The 21,993-nt window shown below is 40.3% G+C and carries 15 protein-coding genes; 7 read left to right on the top strand and 8 right to left on the bottom strand.

Annotated features, from left to right (window positions below; all coding sequences use genetic code 11):
• Positions 1–146: 146 nt before the first annotated feature.
• Both A9479_RS13295 and A9479_RS13290 read left to right on the top strand, forming a co-directional pair.
• A complete protein-coding gene (locus A9479_RS13295) occupies positions 147–1,991 on the top strand; it encodes a hypothetical protein (protein ID WP_064663641.1) in 1,845 nt (614 codons plus the stop codon).
• A gap of 168 nt (positions 1,992–2,159) precedes the next feature.
• A complete protein-coding gene (locus A9479_RS13290) occupies positions 2,160–3,719 on the top strand; it encodes a hypothetical protein (RefSeq protein WP_064663640.1) in 1,560 nt (519 codons plus the stop codon).
• Positions 3,720–3,728: 9 nt separating this feature from the next.
• Here the strand turns inward: A9479_RS13290 and A9479_RS13285 are convergent, their stop codons facing one another.
• Positions 3,729–6,881 (bottom strand): DUF3427 domain-containing protein, encoded by a 3,153-nt coding sequence (locus tag A9479_RS13285; RefSeq protein WP_064663647.1) that lies wholly within the window; start codon positions 6,879–6,881, stop codon positions 3,729–3,731.
• A 461-nt stretch (positions 6,882–7,342) separates the two neighbouring features.
• Here A9479_RS13285 and A9479_RS13280 point away from each other — a divergent pair, with 461 nt between their 5' ends.
• From A9479_RS13280 to A9479_RS13270, 3 genes are all read left to right on the top strand, one after another.
• Positions 7,343–8,218, top strand: a complete 876-nt coding sequence (locus A9479_RS13280) for a nuclease-related domain-containing protein (protein WP_064663639.1) — start codon at positions 7,343–7,345, stop codon at positions 8,216–8,218.
• 323 nt (positions 8,219–8,541) lie between these two features.
• Positions 8,542–8,841, top strand: a complete 300-nt coding sequence (locus A9479_RS13275) for a helix-turn-helix transcriptional regulator (protein WP_004589614.1) — start codon at positions 8,542–8,544, stop codon at positions 8,839–8,841.
• Positions 8,831–10,036 carry a type II toxin-antitoxin system HipA family toxin gene (locus tag A9479_RS13270; protein WP_064663638.1) on the top strand — a complete coding sequence of 402 codons (1,206 nt, stop codon included), beginning with the start codon at positions 8,831–8,833 and terminating at the stop codon, positions 10,034–10,036. The genes A9479_RS13275 and A9479_RS13270 overlap by 11 nt, the downstream gene beginning before the upstream one ends.
• Positions 10,037–10,419: 383 nt before the next feature.
• On the opposite strand, the gene A9479_RS13265 is transcribed toward A9479_RS13270, so the two are convergent.
• The 3 genes from A9479_RS13265 to dgt all read right to left on the bottom strand — a co-directional run bounded on the left by A9479_RS13265 (position 10,420) and on the right by dgt (position 14,721).
• The gene (locus A9479_RS13265; protein ID WP_064663637.1) at positions 10,420–11,268 is read right to left on the bottom strand and encodes an ABC transporter substrate-binding protein; all 849 of its coding nucleotides are present in this window, start codon (positions 11,266–11,268) and stop codon (positions 10,420–10,422) included.
• Positions 11,269–11,430: 162 nt separating this feature from the next.
• Positions 11,431–12,912 (bottom strand): hypothetical protein, encoded by a 1,482-nt coding sequence (locus A9479_RS13260; RefSeq protein WP_064663636.1) that lies wholly within the window; start codon positions 12,910–12,912, stop codon positions 11,431–11,433.
• A 345-nt stretch (positions 12,913–13,257) separates the two neighbouring features.
• On the bottom strand, positions 13,258–14,721 hold the full coding sequence (gene dgt, locus A9479_RS13255) for a dGTPase (protein WP_064663635.1): 1,464 nt from the start codon (positions 14,719–14,721) through the stop codon (positions 13,258–13,260).
• 149 nt (positions 14,722–14,870) lie between these two features.
• Between dgt and A9479_RS13250 the strand changes: the two genes are divergently transcribed.
• The gene (locus A9479_RS13250) at positions 14,871–16,091 is read left to right on the top strand and encodes an alkaline phosphatase family protein (RefSeq protein WP_064663634.1); all 1,221 of its coding nucleotides are present in this window, start codon (positions 14,871–14,873) and stop codon (positions 16,089–16,091) included.
• Positions 16,092–16,210: 119 nt separating this feature from the next.
• On the opposite strand, the gene A9479_RS13245 is transcribed toward A9479_RS13250, so the two are convergent.
• Positions 16,211–16,954 carry a zinc-dependent metalloprotease family protein gene (locus tag A9479_RS13245; RefSeq protein WP_064663633.1) on the bottom strand — a complete coding sequence of 248 codons (744 nt, stop codon included), beginning with the start codon at positions 16,952–16,954 and terminating at the stop codon, positions 16,211–16,213.
• A 72-nt stretch (positions 16,955–17,026) separates the two neighbouring features.
• The gene (locus tag A9479_RS13240; RefSeq protein WP_064663632.1) at positions 17,027–17,740 is read right to left on the bottom strand and encodes a hypothetical protein; all 714 of its coding nucleotides are present in this window, start codon (positions 17,738–17,740) and stop codon (positions 17,027–17,029) included.
• Positions 17,741–18,109: 369 nt separating this feature from the next.
• Between A9479_RS13240 and A9479_RS13235 the strand changes: the two genes are divergently transcribed.
• The gene (locus A9479_RS13235; RefSeq protein ID WP_064663631.1) at positions 18,110–19,267 is read left to right on the top strand and encodes a benzoate/H(+) symporter BenE family transporter; all 1,158 of its coding nucleotides are present in this window, start codon (positions 18,110–18,112) and stop codon (positions 19,265–19,267) included.
• A gap of 156 nt (positions 19,268–19,423) precedes the next feature.
• Here the strand turns inward: A9479_RS13235 and hemH are convergent, their stop codons facing one another.
• Positions 19,424–20,443 (bottom strand): ferrochelatase, encoded by a 1,020-nt coding sequence (gene hemH / locus A9479_RS13230; RefSeq protein WP_064663630.1) that lies wholly within the window; start codon positions 20,441–20,443, stop codon positions 19,424–19,426.
• A 78-nt stretch (positions 20,444–20,521) separates the two neighbouring features.
• Entirely contained in the window at positions 20,522–21,859 is a 1,338-nt protein-coding gene (locus A9479_RS13225) for an HD domain-containing phosphohydrolase (RefSeq protein WP_028834307.1), read from the bottom strand.
• Positions 21,860–21,993: the final 134 nt, after the last annotated feature.

Below are 21,993 nucleotides of genomic sequence, written 5' to 3'. Positions count from 1 at the left end.
GGAATTGGAGTATGTTGATCGTTTTGTGCTTATGAGCAGGAGTTGTTTAATCTTGTTTTAAAGATTAATGCTAGCTGAACATAAATTGCTCTAATCGAGATAAACTGTTACGTTAATAACCACATAATAAGAAAGGACTCTATTAAATGAAACTCAACCAAGTTTTATCAATCGTCAACCAAGTTGAAAAATCTAAATTCATTTCATGCCTTGATCGTCTTTGTTCAGACGCGGCTAAAAATAATAAAACACTAGCTAAAACAATCGACAATATTGACGGCCAAATTAAAAATGCATCAGGAAGTGAAATAACTCAGTTATTTAATACCGTCCGCGAGTTCTTCAAAATTTCTGTAAAAGAACAGATTCTAATGAGTACAGCGCAGCTTAATTTATTGGTGAACATATTGAGCCGTGATGGCAACGGAGTCGCAAGAATTAGCTGGATAGAGTTACTTTATGAAAAAGAATGGGCAGAATTATCTAAGCTCTCAAAAGAGCTAAAAGAGTGTATTCAACAAGGCTCTGACGAAAGTGTTTTAGAGCGAAACCGAGCGTTGAAGATTTATCATGCTTGTATGAAAGAAGCATACTTTAATGATGAAAAAAATAATCGAGAAGCCAAAGTTACTGATGACGAACGCAGTATCCTTAATGTACTGGCTGATGAGCTAAACCTCACTACTGATGAATGTGCAGCTATAGAGCATTTGGTTGATGTTATCCCTAAAAACGGTGTGCTAGATGCTTTAAATAGCCTCAGAGATATGGGGTTATTATTTATCAGTAAAAAGCGCCAAGAAGTGTTTATTCCTGATGAAATAGTTACCCTACTGAATGAAATTCAAGGCAAAGATTTAGCTGATAAATATGTACTGAGAATACTTAGAACGCTGGCAGATGCCGAACTTTCTAATGCACTCAAAGCCCATGGTCGTAAAATTAGAGGTATAAGTCGCACTGATAAAATTCAAACAATTATTCATTCAGGAATTAGTGCAGCTAAATTATTATCAGACGATATTCATAATGTTGAAGATAACCAAAATCAACGTAAAGACAGATTAAAGCAGCTTATACAAGATTTAGAAATTGATACAGATAAACTAGGTATAACTTTAGATGAGCGCATTAGTCTAATATTGTCATCGTTATCAGGTGCAACAGAGAAAGAGTTCGATTCCCTCAGTGCCAGTGGCTTTAAGCAGCTTCTAAAAACATTAGAAGAACACTTCCCAACCATGCAGGCTGTGCTAAAAGATGCATTTGAACTTGAAGCGAACGAAATAATAGACACTGAAAAACTACGTGCGTTAAGTATTACTCCTCACGATATTCTATATTTACTTTCAAACGATGAAGTTAGAGAAGTTCGCGATAGCATGAGGCTATCCAAGCGAGGCAATGCACGCTTTGCAATATTAGAAAGCTTTGCAAACGCAACTGATAAACTAATTGAAAATTACGACGCTCTAGCACGCCGCGATATTAATGCACTAAGAGAGGCTGGAGCAGATGTAACAGAGGCCGATATTGGTGTTAAGTTTGAAGAAGTCACAAAGGCCATCTTTGAGCTATTAGAGCTTAATATTGACGAAGACCTACGTAAAGACCTAAACACCACTAAAGATAAAGCCGATATCGTAATCTCGCTCAGTGATAACGACATAATTATTGGTGAAGCAAAAACCTGTAAAAATGGAGATTTTGCAAAATACTCAACAACTTCACGCCAAGTAAAAGCCTATGTAACCCGCGCTGAAAATCAGGGTAAACGTGTAGCACAAGTATTAATAATTGCCCCCAGTTTTTCAGGTGATTTCATCGAATCAGCCGAGATGGATACAGAGGTTAATATTTCACTACTCGAAGCGCATGGCCTTAAATTAATACTTGATGCTTATAAGTCAAAGCGAAACCCAAGCTTTGCGCCTAAGTTACTGACTAAAGGTGGCTTGTTGAAAGCTGAATTAATAGCGAAGAATATTTGAGTTATTTAGCGTTTCATTTTTGGGACTTAATGACCTTAAAACCTCTATTCGAGTTTTTATCGCGTTGGCGATGGCAACCAAAGGGCGGCTGTCGCCGGCCGTTCTTTGAAATCTCTCAGGCCTCCGAGGATCATACAGTTCTCTCAATTTTAAAATTAAAGGATAAAAATGAGTTGTTTATGCGAAGTTCAGAATTGTAATTTTGATACTTTTAAACAAAGTAGCATGTGTGTTTTACATATGCAGAAAAAAAATCTAAATTCGAAAGAGCTAAATTGCGTTGCTGAAGATTTTGATAATAAGCTTGTGTCATACGTTATTGACTACTTAGATAAGCGCGAAGAAAAAACAGTACAGTCACTCAATGATAATGACTTGAGAAGTTACCTTTTAGAAAATACCGAAGTACACTCTTTTACCCAAATCAGAATAAATGATAGGTTAAGACACGCTATTACTTTTGATCACATAAGCTTTCCAAAAATTGACAGTTTCACGGGATTTAACTTCGTAGAAATATTAAATAAAATTAAAAAGATTCACTTCAATTACTGCTTTTTTGAATGTAATTATTTTAAACTCGAGGAGTCTCAAACTTTTTATCAAGATTGTACTTTTCTAAACTGGTGGAATGTGGGTAAGGCAGATATATTAGCAAACGAAAATAGTGTGCTCTTTCAAGATTGTGAATTTCAAGAAGATGTGAGCATTAGCAAACAAAGCCCTTTAGAGTTCAGTTTATTCAATAATTGTAAGTTCCTTAAAACGCTTGAACTATCGAATCAGTTAATTAACTCCTCACCTTTTAATAATACCGATAAAGTCAATTTGAAATGTTCAAAATTAAAAATAGAAAATTGTAGATTTTCAGCTAAGTTTTTGTTCAACAATACAAAGTTTGATGAAGTTATTATCAAAGATTCTATATTTGAAGAAAAATTCGAGTTCAAAGAGAACTTCGTAGATAAATTTGAAATAATAAATTCAAATTTCAAGAAGTTATTTGATGCATATAAAACAAAATTTATAAACTTCAGATCATTTAAAAGTATTTACGATGACTTTGTAGGTTTTGAAAAATGTCAGTTTGGTATTTCTGAAAAAAATAGCGAAGAAAAAGTAGGCTCAGTATCAAGTTTTACTTATACGACGTTTATGAGCTTTACTAATTTTAGAAATACGAAGTTTAATTCAGGTTTGGATTTTAAAAATACTAACTTAAAAGAACCGCCAAACTTTTTAAATACAGAGTTGGACACTAAGTTTACTAATCGAGAAACTTTCAGAGTAATAAAAGATTCATTTGATAAAATTGGCAATCACATAGAAGCTAATCGATTTTTTGTTGGGGAAATGCAGAAATATAGAGAAGAATTAAAATTAAAAAAAGGTTGGTCACAAGAAAAGGTTATTTTTCATTTAAATTATTTGGTATCAGATTTTGGAAGTAGTTATGTTAGGCCTATAATGTGGATACTGTTAACTCTTTACGTATTTGATTTATTAGTAATAGGCTATGAAAAAAACCTACTTTATAAAGTTGTGCCCATTTATAACCAAGAAATAGCTGCTGTCACTGGATTCTTAAATAGTATTGCATCTTATGCTTTACCTTTTAAAAAATTTCTTTTACCAGGTATGGAGCTAATTAGTTTAGTTTTTTATATCATAATCATTAGTCTAGTCTGGCAGGCTGTTAATGCATTAAAAAGACATACAAAAAGATAGGTTGTTTCATCACCCAACCGCCAATTTCCCTGCCTCATGCCACATTTCACTTGGCATGGGGTTGGTTAATTCCCACGTAATATTCATCGGCTGGCTGCCGTTGTGGCTTTGGTATTTAACCTCGCCATAGTTTACAAATCCCATGGTTCGGCCGTTTTCATCTTTGCCTTGTTCGCGCACAAATAACAGGATGGTTTTGCCTGTTTTTTGATGCTCAATATAACTTAGGCCTCGGCCGTGTGCTGGGCGGGCGCTGTTTTGCGTTTGCCAATGGAATAGGGTGGGGCTAATTGCGTAGTCGTGATACAGCGTGGTGGGCGAGTAGGTTTTCTCACATTTATTGAGTGTTACAAATAACAGTTCTAGGTTTTGGTTTTTAAATTCTAAAACGCCTTCGCGAGCGGTCGATTTTTTATCAAACGAGTGCGCCCCAAACGCGGCGAGTATTTGCTGGCGTGTGTAGCGGCTGTGTAATTTGATTGCGTGATTGGATAGGCACGTTAAATCGCTTTCCTGTTGATGAATACGGTTTATTAAAAGCGCGATTACTTGGGCAAGTTCCTGTTGTAGTTCTTTGTGTTTAAGGGCTTGTAAGCTTTGCTCAAGCGTTTTAAACCCTAAACTCGTGCCTGTGCTATCCCAAAAGTTGTAATGCGCCATAAGCGCGTACTGTTTATTTTGTGGCGTTGGGGTAAAGTTAAAATCGTTGTTACATAAATCACGTAAAAAACACAAGTAGCTGAGCGAGTCGCAGCCGAGTAATTGGGTGTTGATTGCGCGGTAATACGCGGCGTAAATATCGGCTTGCTGTGTTGGTATTTCATCGCCTTTTAGCCAGTGCCAGCCGCCGAGTTTTTTATCTTTTGGTTTGTATATATCTTCAAGCGTAACTTGCGGGTTTATGCGTAAAAAGCTACTTAGCGTTAGCGCATCATTAGTATGTTGTGGATAGCTATTTATCAGCTGCTGTAAACGGCGTTTAGTGTTTATGGCTTGCTGAATATTTTTTAATATTGTTCGTTGTGTGCGCTTTTGTAGCTCTATGCGACAACCCAGTGGTAAGTGCGGGAAGTTGTTTTCAATCTCAGTTTTTATTGGCTGATTACTTTTACCAATTAATGCGCGGAATTTACTGGCAAAGTCGTATTCTGGACGGGCATTTCCTACAAAGTCGAGTACCGTACAGCATTGCTTTTGGCTATTATCTGGCAAGCGCAAGCCACGGCCGAGTTGCTGTAAAAACAGCGTCAGGCTTTCAGTTGGGCGTAAAAATAAAAGAGTATCGACCTCTGGAATATCGACCCCTTCGTTAAAAATATCGACCACGCAAAGTATTTGTATTTCACCTTGGCGCAGTGCTTGCTGCTTGGCCGTACGTTCATTAGTATTTTTGCTAGTAAGCACATCGGCGTTTATGCCTGCTAAGTTAAACTTAGATGCCATAAACTCTGCGTGTTTTTGGCTCACACAAAATGCCAACGCTTTAATGTTGTGAACATTAGTCACTATATCAGCAAGACTGGATATAATTTTGTTAGCGCGGCTGTTCTCCCCTGTATAAAGGTTACTTAGCTCGCTTATATCGTAACGGCCGCCGCGCCATGTTATTTGGCTTAGGTCGGTGTCGTCATCTAGTCCAAAATATTGAAAGGGGCATAAATGGCGCTGGTTTATTGCCTCTGGTAAGCGAATTTCAGCGGCTATTACGCCGCAAAAATCATCGAGTATATTGGCACCGTCTTGGCGCTCTGGCGTGGCGGTTAAGCCAAGTAATATTGTGGGGGTAAAGTGATTTAAAATAGCGCGATAACTGGCGGCGCTTACGTGATGTACTTCGTCAATAACTATGTAGTCGTAGTAATCATGCGTTAATTTGAGTGATTCAATTTGGCTGTTCAGCGTTTGGATTGACGCAAATAATTGGTTGTAACGCTGTGGTTTGTAGTTACCCACCCACAGCTCACCAAAGTCGTTATTTTTAAGTACACCACGGTAAGCGCTTTGTGCTTGTTTAAGTATTTCTTCGCGGTGGGCTACAAACAAAAAGTGTGCGTTAGGGTTTTTATCGTAAACGGTTTTAAAGTCGAACGCCGATATAATGGTTTTACCCGTGCCCGTTGCGGCAACCACTAAGTTTTTAAAGCGATTATGCACGTTACGCTCAGCGCTTAGTTTTTCTAAAATAGCGAGTTGATGGGTTTTTGGTGTTATATCAAAATAAAACTGGCTGCTTGCTTGGCCAACACAACGTTGCTCGTTAAGTGAATTTATGAGCTTTTCTTTACATTCAACCTTGCCAGTAAACAACTCGAAATCTGGCGATTGCCAGTAGGTCTCAAAAGTGCTTTTAGTTTTAGCTATGATGTGCGGAATTTCTTGCGCGGTAATTTTTAAGTTCCACTCAAGGCCGCTAGTAAGCGCCGAATGCGATAAATTAGACGAGCCAATATAACCGGTATGAAAACCCGTATTACGCATAAACAAGTATGACTTTGCGTGTAAGCGCTCTTGCTGGTTGTTGTAACTAAGTTTTACCTCAGTGTTTGGTAGGTTTGCTAAAAACTCCACCGCTTTAGCATCCGTTGCGCCCATGTACGAGGTGGTAATAACTTTGAGCTTATTGCCGCTTTTGGTAAAGGCTTCAAGCTCATTTTTAAATATGCGCAGCCCCGTCCATTTTATAAATGAAACAAGCCAGTAAATAGTGTCGGATGATTTAATCTCGCGCTTTAGCTCGGTTTCGAGGGAGATCCCCGCATTTGCGCCGCTAAACAATTCGCTTTGGGTAAGTCCTGTTTGCGGGAAAACATCTTTGGAGTAATCTTTAAGATTTGCAGCAATAGGGTTTTGAGTATTAAACAGTGCAGTAAGAATACGGCCTTGGCTGTCGATAAGGTTTTCGTTGATCAGCTCGTCATCGCGGATATGATCTTTAAGCCACAGCACAAGGCTGTTTGCGAGGTTTATTTGCTCGTGCAAACGCTCGCTTGAATTAGGGATTGCATCGATTGCATGTTCAACAAGCTTGCCTAAAAAGCGCGAAAGCCACGTAGCCGCCTCAGCCGATTCTAGCTGGCGTTCGCCCACATAAAATTGGTCACGATTTAAATTTTGCTCAATTACTTGCGTAATTAACTGCTCGTAAATACCAATCTGTTGCATTAAATCGCTCCCTGTTGCGAGCATTCAGTTTACTAAAAAATGCAATGTAAACAAGCATTAACTCAAGATTGAATTAAAGGCCGCTGCCAAGACAATTTCCCCGTGATCACACCCGAAATTAAACTAATGATGAGTAATAACAGCGCATGGATGCGCGTTAAGCTGTGACTTCGCCATGGACGGCGAATACACAGCATTTACGTTCATATCATTAATTTAAATTGAGAAAATAGTGTGATCCTCGGGGCGCCGTGGGGTTCCAAGGGGCGGTCGGCGGTATCTGCCCCTTGGTTGCCGTCGCCAACGCGACATGTATAAATTACTCTAAAAGCTTCGCTTTTCGCGTGAGCAAGCTGGGCGCCTACAGGTGTTTCGGTGATCTTTGTAGTGTGAGTTTGAATAATGAGACATGTAACTGTTTTTAATGTATAAAGTACAAGTTGTTATTATAGGAACTCGTCATGGATGATTTATTAAACCAAGGTTTAAGTCTTTTAGTTATTGTTGGTAGTGTTTACTCATTACTTGGCGTTTTATTTTTTCGCATTTGGTCACATCAACGCAGTGCTAAACTTCCTATCGAACGTCATAAATTAAAGCGAGTCGCAGCTCAAACTCTAAGTGAACAAGTCAATGATAATATTGTTGATGTTATAGGTTTAATTTTCTTGTCTGCTTTAATTGTTATAATGCCTTTTGCAATTAAAGGGATTGCTGAAATGTTTGCTAGCGGCAAGTTTAATTACTTTTTAATTATTATGATCTTGCTAGGTTTAGCTTATGTAGCAAGAAAGCTTTGGGTTAAATCAAATCACTTAATAAAGCTAAAGCTTGGGCGTGATGCCGAACTTGCTGTTGCCTCTGAACTTATAGAGTTACAGTCACATGGATACCAAGTATTTCATGATATACAAGCTGATGGTTTTAACATTGATCACTTAGTCGTGGGGCCAAATGGTATTTTTGCTATTGAGACCAAGGGCAGGCACAAGCGAATAAAAGACGATACAAATTACAAAGTTAAATTTGAGAATAATCATCTAGCATTTCCCTCTTGGTTTGAAAGTAAGCCGCTAGAACAAGCCCAAAAGCAGGCTAATTGGGTGAACAAATGGCTACAAGAGGCAACGGGTTTTAACACGCAGGTTTTCCCTGTTTTGTGCTTTCCTGGTTGGTTTGTCGAATTAAAACAGCGCCCACTCTTTCCAATTGTTTCGCATAAACAAATAGTGAAAACGATTCTTTCGATGCGACAAGTAAATTTAAACCAAGAGCAGCAACGTGCTATTTGTTATCAAGTAGTTCAGCGTTCACTGCATGAAAGTAAAGCAATTTAAAAGCTGCGCTTTTCACGTCAGCAAGCTTAACGCCTACGTTGATAAAAATCGCTAGGTTGTGTTCGCTGCCCGTCGCTCGCTGCTCGAAACCCGTTGTCTTCTCTTTGTGCAAATATAGTTTTAAGTGATTTATTCGCAAAGAGGTTATGAGGCGCTGCGCTGAAGAGGTAACGCAAAAGGGACTAGGCGCTTTAAGCTCGCTGCTTTAAGCTCGAACCTCGAAGCTCGAAACTCATTTCGTATCTATTTAAATAATATTGCAATCATATTAAATACCGCTAAACTAATCATTAGTATATTAATGACCGATTAGGTAGTCATTCATGAGATCTGAACAAGCATTAAAACTGGCGCGTCGATTGGGTGATTTAATTCGCCAGCATCGTACTTTACTTTATACCCAGAGCACGTTCGCTAAAATGATTGGTGTATCTCGCTCCACGGTACAAAAGCTTGAACAAGGGGAGGTAGTAAAAAGCGATATATTGTTTGAAGCCCTTGTTGTTCTTCAATTGCAAGGCTCATTGCTGGATGAAATTAACGAGCTTGCCGCAGATGTGGGCGGTTATAATGCAAGACAGCGTAAAAGCAATAAAACTCAGGTGATTAACGATGACTTCTGAAGCTTATGTATTTATTGACGGTTTAGAAGACAGCCCCATAATTTGTGGTTTTTTTAAGTTAAATACACAAACAGGCCGAGGTGAGTTTAATTATGGTAAAAGTTACCTTGCGCGCTCTGATGCGTTTGCGCTCGATCCGCTGCATTTACCATTACGGCCTGGCATAGTTAGTTATTCTGCCAATAAAGGTGTGTTTGGGGTGTTAAGTGATGCAGGAGCTGATTCGTGGGGGCGTAAGCTTATACTGTCGCTACATAATACCAAACCAAAAAATGAGCTAGAATTTTTACTCGCAGGGTCTGGGTATGGTGTTGGCGCCTTGGTATTTAGTTTGTCGCGCAGCGCATCAAAACATAAAGCGAATAAAAATACATTAGCCGATTTAGCTTTGTTAGATCAAGCAAAGGACGATTTGCTCGCCAATAAAGCGATTTCACAAGAAGCAAAAAAAGCCTTTGAATTTGGCCAAAGTATGGGGGGGGCAAGACCTAAAACCTCTGTGAAAATTGACCAAAAACTTTATTTGGCAAAGTTTAATCGTCAAGACGATTTGTTTAATTTAGCTAGGGCTGAGCATGGCGCTATGTGTATGGCTAATGAATTGGGGATTCGCACTGCAAATACCCGTATTCATGAAACAGAAAATGGCGATGTTCTGTTAGTTGAACGTTTTGATGTAAGCGATGACTTACCAACTCATCACTTTTTAAGCGCCAATAGCTTATTACAAAAACCAAAAGTCGCGATAAGCGACTTAGCAACATACTATAGCTACGGTGAACTGGCTGAATTTATTCGCCACCACACAGGTGAGTTTGCTGCTGATGCTACAGAGCTCTACAAGCGAATGGTATTTAACGTATTTATTGGTAATACCGATGATCACAGCCGAAATCATGCATTTTTGTATCACTTTGCTGGGCAAACGTGGCGTATGAGCCCCGCTTATGATATCACCCCTATTAATAACTCAAAGCAGCATGGCATAGGGCTTGGTGATGATGGCCGATATGCTAGTATCGATAATTTACTGTCGCAAGCCAAACGCTTCGGCCTCAACAAGGCTCAAGCAACAAAAATAATTGCCGAGGTTGAGAGCTATACTCGCCAATGGCCAGCGCACTTTAAACGTTTTGCTAATATCAGTGATATTGACATAAAACGCTTAGAAAGCGTAATACCTTCTATAATTTAAAGGCTAATAAAGCAGTCATTAGGTTGTTAATGACTGATTAAATATTCATTTGTTAATTAACGCTTTTATGAACCACAAAGCGGGAATGAGAAGGCAGCGGGCTTCGAGCGACGAGGCGCAGGTAAAATGCAAAAGCCTATAAATACGCGATATAAAATCGCTGCTACAGAATAATATTTGGCTTTATTATTTCCTCTAAAAGCGCAGCGCCTCATAACCTCTTTGTGAATAAATCACTTAAAAATTATTTGAACACAGAGAAGACAACGGGCTTCGAGCGACGAGTAGCGAACTTGTACAAACACTAGAACCTAAAACCTAGCTCGTTGCCCGAGCCCCGCGTTCCAAACATAAAACGCGCGGCATAAAGCCCTGCCTACAGGTTAGTCGGCCAGGGCGCTATTTGTGGGTTGATAAGCGCCATTATCTAACGCATCAAAGTAGGCTTGATAACGGCCGTTTTGTTTAAATTTAAGTAATTGCTGATTAAATATTTCAAGCCGCTGTTCACTGCGTGGGTTATTTTTAGGGAACATCATAAAGCTTTGGTTTACCAACAATGCTTTGGGGTGGTGATTAATAGCGCTGAATAGGTCAGGTAATTTACTCGCTAATGTGAAATAGCCTACGCTTTGTTCTTCGGCAAAGGCGTCGATTCTGCCCATAGCTAAGCGTTTAAAGTTTTGCTCTGTGGTACTTACACGCGACATATCGAACAAGCCTTCATCGGCTGCTTTATCAAAGTCTTTGCCGTAACTGTAGGCAAGCCCACCACCGAGTAATAAGCCTTTTAAATCACTGAGTTTTTGCCAGTTAAACGGGCGTTGTTTATGATAAAAAAATACAAAACGTTCGTTTAGTACCGGCTCGCTATACAAATAGTCATGAGTACGTTGTTGTTCAAACATCCATACGGCAGTGGCTGCGTATTTATCATTAATGGTGTCGTGGTAGGCACGCGGCCACGGTAAAAAGGTAAAGTTAACTTTAATGTTAGCTTGTGCAAATATATCGGTAATTAAATGCGCAACCACGCCTTTGTGAGGCAGCGATTCGCTTAAAAAAGGCGGCCATTCGCCTGTACTTATATTTAAAGTAGCATGGTGATTAGGCGCTTTGCTTGAGGGTTGTATTGCTTCAATTGCGTGCGTGTAATGACTGGTAAAAGCCATCAGCAAAAAAGATGCGATATAAATACGGTATCTTAATTTAGCTGATAACATAACATGCATGTGTATAAGTCTCTCCTTCTATTAAATATACCCTTTTTGGATATAAAGCGGCTTTGAGCGTTGCTTAAAAAACAGGCTATTTTAAAGGCGTTAACTGAATGTAGGCTTAAGGGCTATACCGTCGCTTTACTGACTTATTTTAAGTATTTTTATGTTACCGCGTTATTCTTTTGTTTGCATGTTTTTTGCGCGTTCTTCTGCATCGATGAGTGCTTGTGATTTAGGCGCGCGTTTTTTTTCTTCTATTTTTGGTTTTTGTGGTGAATTTGGATCCCAGCTTTCATCAAGCGATAAATTAGCAAATGGATTGCTGCTTTGTGGTGAGTTATCGGGCTTACTTGGCTCTTCAGGGGCAACCTTTACTTGCTCAGGCATTACTTTTGTTTTTTTAGTTGGTAGTGGCGCGTCGGGATCGAAAGTGCGTACTTCTGGCTCTTTAAAGTCGTGTTCAGTGGTTGAGCTTAATGATGAACGCTGCGTTTTTGCAGGATGGAAATCAGCTTGTGGCTGATGGGGTACAATGGGTTCAGGTGCGCTGTGTGAAGGCTTTATAGGCGCTTCTTGTTGTACCTTTTTGATTGGCTGATTTATAGGATTACGCTGAATTTTGGTTTGTTTGGCTTCGGGGTCAAAATCTCTTACTTGTGGCTCGGCAAACTCTGTTGCATTTTTTATCCGCTCTAAGGTTGCTTTAGCAGCTGCTTCAAACTCTGCCGTGTTAGGCTCCGGCTTTATTTTCACTGCATTAACTCGACTAGAATCAGGCTCTTTACCCTTGCTTTCGACGGCTGGGTTTTGCAGATCAGAGCCAGTCACCATTGGCTCAGTAACAACACTGTGAGTTTGATCATTGTCGTGACTTAGGGGCATTTGCAATGGTATGCCAGTATCAGCCGCTTGTTTATTTTGCTTAATATTGCGCAGGCGCATTAATACCACAACCGTAATTACCACAATTAACAATAGTGCCACACTTGGTAATACTAGCGAGATTATATTAGCCCCTTTGGGCATTGAAGAGGCAATAACGGCTGTTTGCTCGCTGGCTTTTATAGTGATAGGTACGGCGGTTTGTGCAGGCTCAACGGTGGCTTTTTTTACCTCTGGTTGCGTATTTTCCTCAGTGTTTGATAATTCACTGGCCGGTATTTTGCTGGGCTGTGCATTTTTTTCAGAAGCGCCGCTTTGTTCAGCCGCTGCTGTTACATTGACTTGTGACTCATCAGGTGCTGTTGTGGTTGATGCTACTGGGGCATTTTTTTTAGCTTGCTCTATAGTTTGAGTGGCGCTTTGTTCGATTACATTATTTTGGGGTGGAGTTGCACTTTGCTCAGTTGCAGCGTCTGGAAACGTTGGCTGTAAAGTGGGTTCTGTTTGTTGTGGTTTTACAACCTCCGGGGTCAATTGTTCAATAACCGGCTGCGGTTTAGGCTTTGGTACTGGCAAAGTGCGTGCCGCTTGCGGATCACTGCAGTTTTTTTCAAAGTCTCGCGCAGCATTACGGTATTTACGGCTGGCTTTATTATTGCTGTGTTGCTGCATTTCTTGTTTTATAAGAATACACATAGCTTCGTTATAAGCGGCACTGTTGGCACTATAAAACAAAGCAAAACAAAAAAGTAAGCAACTCAGTAACGGTTTCATAAAACTCAAAAGTGGTTAAGCATCAATGCCCTAATCTTAAGCGTAAAGTGAAAAATTATCTAGAAGCGCCTAGCGTTAATTAGGGTCTGTTGACCTTTGCGGATTACAATTTGTTCAAACTAGGGGCGGTTTAATCGCGGCGCGAGGTTTGTAACCTAGTGGACTAAGTAAAAACCGAGCAACAAAGAGTAAATCGCTCCTAGGCAGAACCCGAAGGGCAGCGCCTGTTTGGCATTGATGCTGCGTTATCGCCTATTTATGGGGAACAACCACACCACATAGGCTCTGCCTTGCCTAAATACCAAACAGACTGCTGCAAATTTAACCTTGAAAGGTCAACAGACCCTAGTCAATTACCATTAAGCTTCGGTACTCGTCGTAAGCAAATTGATCGGTCATACCGCTAATGTAGTCTTGAATTAACCGACAGCGATAATAAAATTCATAGGCTGCAAAATGATCGGGCTCTTCTTGCATCGCATTTATGGCATGCTGATAGCTACTTAAATGCTTTTTAGAGAGCTTTTTAACGAGTCTCGATTCTATTAATAAGCGGTTGTCGCCATGCAATGCACGTTTAAAGTCATCGCTACTCAAAAGCAGCAAAGGTTTATAACAATCGAGTAGGCCATTAATAATACGGTAGCCTTGCAGTTCGAGCTTTTCGACTTCTTTGTGCGAAAATACATGCTCAAGCGCGACTTGTTTGAGCGCTTGGGTTGCTGCATGCAGGTAGCTGCGATCTTCTAATAATGCATGGTTAAAGTCGCCATGATAAATTGGCTCTATGTTTTCAATAAAGCGTTTTGCGGCATGGTTTACTAGCGGGTGCAGTAATGACACGCGTAAATAAATAAAAAACTCACTATTAAAATTAAAGGGCTGTGCTTGTGCCCGTTCTATGGCGTAGTTTATGGCGTCGTCCACAAAGCTTTGGTGTTGGGTGTCGTTAAGGGCTAAGTTAATTAGCGCTTTTTGATACTGCTTTTTTAGTTGCTCGCATAATAACTGTGTGGTGATAATGTCTTTTTCTACGGCGTCTTCTATGTCGGCAAGGCAATAAGAAATATCGTCAGCGGCTTCCATAATATAACTGGCAGGGTGACGGCAATAGGGCTCCATTTTCAGCTCAGTTTGCAGTGCCTCTACAAAGCTTTTTTCACTGTAGTAATACCCCACTTTTTTCATAATGTAGTTTTTATTTTGAGGGATATCTTGCTTCGCTAAACTTGCAGGGCGGGTGTACTTTAAAATAGCGGCAGTTTGGCTATAGGTTAAATTTAGGCTCAGCAAAGAGTGAATAATACGTATTCCTTGGGCGTTGCCTTCAAAGCTGCAAATATCTTGGGCTAAATGTTTAAAAATAACGCCAATGCTGCTGTTTGTTGTTTGGCAACGCTCAGGCGTAATGCTGGCTAAATTAGCATTAAACCAATTATTAATAGCCGCTTCGCCAAAGTGACCAAATGGTGGGTTACCAATGTCGTGCATCAGGCAGGCCATTTCTACTAGGGTTTCTAGTGGGCGCTCTAAACCCGACAAACCATATTCTTTTTGTTGCTGGTAATTTAAATTGGCAAAAATGCGCTGCACAATAAAGCGGCCAACTTGCTGAACTTCTAATGAGTGAGTTAGGCGCGAACGCACTGCCGCGTTGCGCTCCAGCGGAAATTCTTGGGTTTTTTGTTGCAGCCGACGAATGGCTGCACTATTAATAATTCGGCCACGATCGCTCTCAAGCGCCATTTGTAAATTGGCAGTGGTGCGCTGCATACGTGCAGGGGTTACTTTGCTACTGAAGTTGATCATGGTAATCCTTTTTATGTGAATTAAGCACTTATTAAACGCACGATTATTTATTTTTAATAGTTTGCTTTAATTTATCAGCATGTATCATAAAGTAACAACTTGCTTTAGTATTATTTTTTATAAAATTAACATACATCTAGGTATTTAAAATGAAGTTGTGGATCACTAAGGTAATGTGTTTTTGCCTTTTATTGGGTGTGAATAGTGCGTTTGCCGCTAAAGAGCAAACGGTTGTTATGATCTCAATTGATGGCTTGCGTTGGGATTACATTGAAAAGCACGGTGCGCCTAATTTAAAAGCAATGGGTGAGCAAGGCGTAAGAGCGCAAAAAATGCAGCCTGTTTATCCTACTAAAACGTTTCCAAATCATATTTCGGTGATCACCGGTTTACTGCCAGTTAACCATGGCATTGTAGATAATAAGTTTTGTGACAAAGCGCGCAATAATGAATGCTACAGCATGGGGAAAGGACAAAAAGACAGTACCTGGGTACGCGGCACACCACTGTGGAATTTAGTTAAAATGCATGGGCTTAAATCGGCGGTATACTTTTGGCCTGAGTCGGATGCGCGCTTTAATGGTATGACGCCTGACTATTATTTTCACTACTCTAAACAAGGTGACTACCAAGACCGAATTGATCAAATCATTCAATGGTTAAGTTTGCCTAAAGCACAGCGCCCGCGTTTTGTGGCAAGTTATTTTTCGTTAGTGGATAGCATGGGGCATGAATATGGCCCTGATGCGGTGCAAACGCGTGATGCCGTTAAACAGCTAGATGCGCTGATGGGGCAATTAAAAACCCGCTTGAGAAAGTTAGAGCAAGAGGTAAATCTGGTGATTGTGTCTGATCATGGTATGGCACAAGTTGAGCCTGAGCAGAGCATTGTTGTGAGCAGCTTACCTAAAGATGATAACTTTATGGTTGTTAATACCGGTCCTCGATTACTTATTTATACTAAAAGCGATGCTAAAAATGCAGATGTTGAGGCTTATAAAGCCCGTTTACAACATGCAGCAAAAGGACGCTACACGGTACTAACAGAGGAGCAACTTGCAGGATATCACTATAATAAAGGCACTCGTGTGGGCGATATTGTGGTACAAACGACAGCGCCTGCGGTATTTAGCAGTAGTGCGAAAGTGCCTTACTTAGGAACGCATGGCTATGCCTATACCGATGATATGGCAGCGACATTTATTGCTACCGGGCCGGCGTTTAAAAAAGGGGTGAGCATTGAGCGAGTGAATAATTTAGATATTTACCCTGTGCTTGCTAAGGTGATGGGTTTAAAGCTAATGAGTAAAGTGGATAGCGATGGTAAAACCTTACTCCCTGCCATACAACAGAAAATGATTAATCATTAAAAAAGAGCGCCGAGGCGCTCCGCAAGGGAAACTTAATTGGTTAGCATGGGTAATTTACCCATGCTGATATTGTTATTTAAGCTGAATTTTGAGAATACATTTATTATTCAGCATTGAGCCTATTTAAAGTTAGCGATACTGGTTTTTGTGTCGGTAACGGTACGAATGGCGTACGATTGATTGGTCACCCCAAATGGGATACCGTTTACGCTCCAGTTAGGGTTTGAGAAATAGTCGTACTGCGTTGCACTGCCAAATACAAATGGGTAGGCCATAATACTGGCAAATTCATTTTGTACACCGTGCCCCATACCATCAACGTATACACCACCGGCTGTATCGCCTTGCTTACGTGAATGCGCTAAACCTTGGTTATGACCAAGCTCATGAACAAAGGTTGTGGCTCCACAATCGATTGCGGTGATTGAGTACATGCGGCTGCTCATTGAGCTGTATAAATTACCATTTGTGCCTTGGCCAACCCATGCTAAGCCACATGAAATTAAACCGTTACCTGCACTTTGGCCTGTACCGAGTACGGCAACCATGTCGGCTTTCCAATCATTGCGTAAACCATCTACGTAACTACTATTTGTGACTGCATTTAACCAATCTTCAGAAGGGGTTACTGCATAGTCACCTAAATTTTGAGTCCCAACTAAACGTAGCGTAATGTCAACGCCATTTTGGCTGTATACCTGGTTACTAAAAGCAATAAGCTGATTAATTTTGGTATTGATATTACTGGTAGCTGCTGCAGATTGATCGGTATATAAAATACCGATATCAATGGTTTCTGCTGACAATGTGCTGGCCGCACATAGCGCTGTTGCAATAGCGGCTGTTGAAATTACTTTTTTCATTTTTGTATTTCCTTACTTTTTACGATTGCAGTGTTTACTGCTAGGTCTTGTTGCCTGCGTTGACAGGTTTGTTTAAAAAGAGGGCGTGTTTTCAGTACGGGGTGCAAATGGGTCTATGTCATCCGCATTTTTTGGTGCAGGTTCACCAACCTGATGCTCTATATGTGTTTTATATAGGTCACGCTTAGCTGCAATCCAGCCATATTGACCTTTACTTTCAAAAACATAATTACCACTTGGGGCTGTAAATTGACCGTAAACCGCATCATTGCCAACGGTTAATATGGTAGTGTGCATTGCGCCATTGGCCCCAATAACCTGACCAATAATGCTTTTATCGCCGTTACTGGCATGGGTAACATTGGTTATTTCAGCGCTGTAGGTTTCTGCGGTTTGCGGTATTGCAAGATCAAAGTTATCACCTGTTTTTAGAGTTTTTAGCGCCGCTAGATCAAATTCTATGTAGGCTTCATTTTGTAAATCGGTTGGCAGTACTTTTGCCGCTTTAAGTATTTCTTTGGCCTTTGTTGAAGGTTTATTAATTGCGTCAAATGAGTTTGAAGGTACCGTTGATTCAATGTTAGCGGGCTTTGCTGCAATAGGGTCTTTACTCATATCAATGGGCGATGGGTTACGTGTTTTTTTTACAAACTCAGAATCAACAGGGACGATATCAATAGCAATGGGCGCTTCTACCTCATCGGGTTTTTTCTGATTATTAAGCAGCGTATATATGGCAAATACAGATAAAGGAATAGCGATAATTAAAACAATGTAACGTTTCATCTGTTTCTCTTATAGGGTAATTGGTGAATTAATTGTTAAGTTTTATCTTAAAAAAAGAATTAGATCAAATTTAAATTGTAATCATAAAGTGGTAGTTGCTTTTTTTATAACTTATTGTAAGTATTTGCTTTACCTTTTTTAGGTATACTTTTTTGGTTTAATAGGATGGCTTTTTTGTAGTAATGGCGCACCCTGTGGCATATTTTTGGGTACATGTGTGTTTTTTAAATCACACCGATTTTAACAAGTAATACTGACCAATAAAATTTTTTAGTAACGTGATCATTTTTTATTATTCAAAGGGCTAATTGCAAAGTATAAATAGGCAAAGTATGTTGTATCGTTAAACACCTATTAAAAGAGGGAATTATGGCAGGGACTGATCAGTTACTTAGTCGAATTATGGCAGGACTTGTTGCGGTCATTATTGGTTTTTCAAGTTCTATTGCATTGATTTATCAAGTGGTGATCACCTTAGGTGGTACACCTGAACTTGTGGCAAGCTGGATATTAATGCTGGGGCTAGTAATGGGCGGTACGTCTATTATGTTGTCGTTTTATTATAAGGTGCCCATTTTAATTGCATGGTCGACCACCGGTGCAGCATTACTGATCTCAAGTGCCCAGGGCTACAGCTTACATGAAGCGATAGGCGCATTTATGCTATCAGCCTTATTGGTGCTGGTGTCTGGCATTACTGGTTGGTTTGAAAAAATCATGAACCGTATTCCCAGTGAACTGGCCTGTGCTATGTTAGCGGGGGTATTAGTGACATTTGGCATTGATGTGTTTAACTTTATGAACGACTTGCCATTAGTGATTGGTTTAATGGTGGTGATGTACTTTATTGGCAAGCGCTTTTTTGCTCGTTTTGCAATGCTAAGTGTATTGTTAGCGGGTATATTTTTAGCCTGGTATATGGGAAATATAGATACTAGCACCGTGCATTGGCAGGCAAGCAGCTTTGCTTATATTGCACCAAGCTTTAGTTTGCAGGCATTTATAAGTATTAGTATTCCTTTGTATATAGTCACTATGACTTCACAAAACTTACCCGGTTTCGCTATTTTAAAAGCGCATAACTATAAAGCGCCAATATCATCGTCATTAACTGTGACCGGGTTAATAAATTTAGTAACCGCGCCATTTGGCACTTATTCAATTAATTTAGCGGCCATTACGGCTGCTATTTGTATGAGCGAAGAGGCCGATAAAAACCCTGATAAGCGCTATTGGGCGAGCATTGCTGGTGGGGTGTTTTACATTATTATGGCGCTGTGTGCTGCAATGCTAGTGGCGATTGTAGCAAGCCTGCCGCAAGCACTGGTATTGGCGTTAGCGGGTATTGCTTTGTTTGGCACCATCGCTAATAGTTTGCAGCAGTCTTTGCATAGCCCCGAATATACAGAGGCGGCCATTATTACCTTTTTAGTTACGGCTTCTGATTTAACGTTATGGTCAGTCGGCTCTGCGTGCTGGGGGATAATAGCAGGGGCACTCACGTTAATGGTGACACGTAAGAGCTAAGAGCAGATTTTAGGTGTTAGGTGCGGGAGCGGGTGTCGAGCAACGGGTTTGGTACTGTGCGCGCGAGGTAAACTCACACCTATAGTAGATCACCGCACTTAGCTGATCTCTTGCTGATCGCTGACAGCTAAAACCTAACCGCTGCTCTTCCCGTTTTTATAGCATTGGTTTTAACACATCAAACATGGCGTCTATGTGATCGTCACGGTCGTTAAGCGCTGCTATATAACGGTATTTTTCGCCGCCGGCTTCTTCAAAAATCTCTCGGTTTTCACCTTCTAATTCTTCAAGTGTTTCTAGGCAGTCGGCGCTAAAGGCAGGGCTGATAATAGCCACATCTTTAATTCCTTCGCCAGGTAAGCTCTCAAGAGTTGCATCTGTGTAAGGTTTTAACCATTCAGCTTTACCAAAACGGCTTTGGAAAGTGGTGATCACTTTGTCTTTATCTAGGCCTAGCTTTTCTACCACTAAACGGGTGGTTTGTTGGCATAAGCAGTGATAGGGGTCGCCATTATCTAAAAACTGTTTAGGCATGCCGTGATACGAAAACACCATTTTTTGTGGCATGCCGTGTTTTTCTAAATCTTCGCTAATGCTGTTAGCAAGCGACTCTAGGTAGGTTGGGTTTTTGTGATACCCATTTACAAAGTGTAGCTCTGGCACCCAGCGCCATTTTTTTAATACATTTGCCACGGCATCAAATGTTGAGCCTGTGGTTGGACTTGAATATTGTGGGTAAAGTGGTAACACAATAATGCGGGTTAAACCTTTATCTCTGAGCTCTTCAAGGCCCGCTTCGATTGATGGATTACCATAGCGCATCGCCATAACCACTTCGGTGTTGGTATAGCCGTGCTGTTTTAATAAGGCATTTAATTTAATGCTTTGTTGGCGTGTAATGTGGGTCAGTGGCGAGCCATTTTCAGTCCATATGCTTTTATACAATTTAGCTGAGCGTTTTGGGCGAATACGCAAAATGATGCCATGCAGAATAAGCATCCACACAATACGCGGTATTTCTACGATACGAGGGTCTGACAAAAACTCACGTAAGTAAATACGCAATGCACTTGCTGTTGGGGCATCGGGGCTACCTAAGTTGGTCAGAAGTATTCCCGTTTTTTGGTTAAAACGCCCGTCGTGGGGATTGTCGGTAACGGCAGAAAATCGCGACACGTTGTGCTCCTTCAAGCAATGGATTTAGAGGTATCTATTTAGGCTTAGTATAACGAATAAAAGAGTATTTTAGATCAATCATTTAGCCATTTTAACCATAATTCTAAATGGGGTCGGCTTTTTGGCTTCGAGTTGTTGTAGCTTAACAATCGATTTCGTATTGAAAATATGTCCTTTAGGCAAAAGCATAATACCTGTATGGCTGTGCAGTGAGTTTGCCAATGTCATATTTTCTTCGAGTTCTTGTGCGCTCATCACCTTTATTGAACCAATAGAGCTGTCAGAGGCAATGAGTTTAGCGTGGCTGGCTTCAAGTGCATCGACAATACGCGGGTGGTATAAGCTGCCACTGTTTGATTTAATACTATTGAGCGCAAATTGATGGCGTTGTTTTGTTGTCAGTAGCGGCTCACTTTGCTCGTAACCCTCCCAATAGTCACGAGCAACGCTGAGCACCATAGCCCCAATGGGGATATCGTTTTTAGCAAGTCCTTTGGGTATTCCTTGGCCGTTGTAGCGTTCGAATTGATGATAAATTGCATCAGAAACATCGCTTAAATGAGTCGCAGGCATGAGCATTAATTGTGAAATACTTGGGTGAGTGTAAAACGTTTTTCTTTGAACTTCATTAAGCTCGTTAATGGGTTTGTTGTAAAGCTCAGGATCCATAGCAAGTAAACCAATTTGAGCCAAATACCCCGCAATAGGCGCAAGTTCAATGCTTTTTTGCGATACGTTAAGGTAACGCGCTATTTGAGTACATGTACCGGCTATATTTTCTGCTCTTTTACCATCGAGATAAGGATTCGCATTGATAAAATTATAAAGCAGTTCAACAGTAGATTGGTGCTCTCGTTTTTCACTTTCATTAGCGACTTCAAGTTTTTTTAATACGCTTCTTATTTGTTTTGTCCGCTTTTCGACGAGTTGCTCTAGGTTAGTATTCAGCTCTTTTAATTGTTCATTTTGCTGATTTACATGGCGCTGTAAAATCTCATTTTGCTTTTTGAGTCTAAACTTTTCGACGCCTGATTGGATAACGCTAATTAAGTGATCGTTTTGCCAAGGCTTTTGCACGTAGGCGTGAATGCCTCCTTCATTAACAGCACTAATTGTTGACTCTAAATCAGAAAAACCAGTCAACAAAATACGCTGGCTATCGGGGGCAACTTTTCTTGCTTTAGCTAAAAATTCAGCCCCACTCATTAGTGGCATACGCATGTCACTGATGACGACATCAAACTGTTTTTTTTGCATTTTTTCAAGTGCATCATGGCCACTGGTTGAAACACTCACATCAAATTTATACTGGCGTAAAAGTCGTACTAAAGATTTGAGTACATTGGCCTCATCATCCAGGCATAAAATGCTCGGCGGCTGTTCATTTAATTGCTCTAATACATCAATGTCCGTCATTTTTTTACCAATAAGATAGTGAGTTTTATAGCTAAATTTAGTCTAAGCTTTGGTTGTAAACAACTGATTTATTTAAGCCGTTTCCAAGTATACTATTTGAACAATACGCAAATCATTGTTGTTAGGATTAAATA

It is taken from the genome of Pseudoalteromonas sp. MQS005 (genome assembly GCF_001661605.1).
Lineage (GTDB): Bacteria > Pseudomonadota > Gammaproteobacteria > Enterobacterales > Alteromonadaceae > Pseudoalteromonas > Pseudoalteromonas tetraodonis.
Note: the sequence above shows the minus strand (reverse complement) of the source record. Positions and strands in the feature narration are given on the sequence as shown.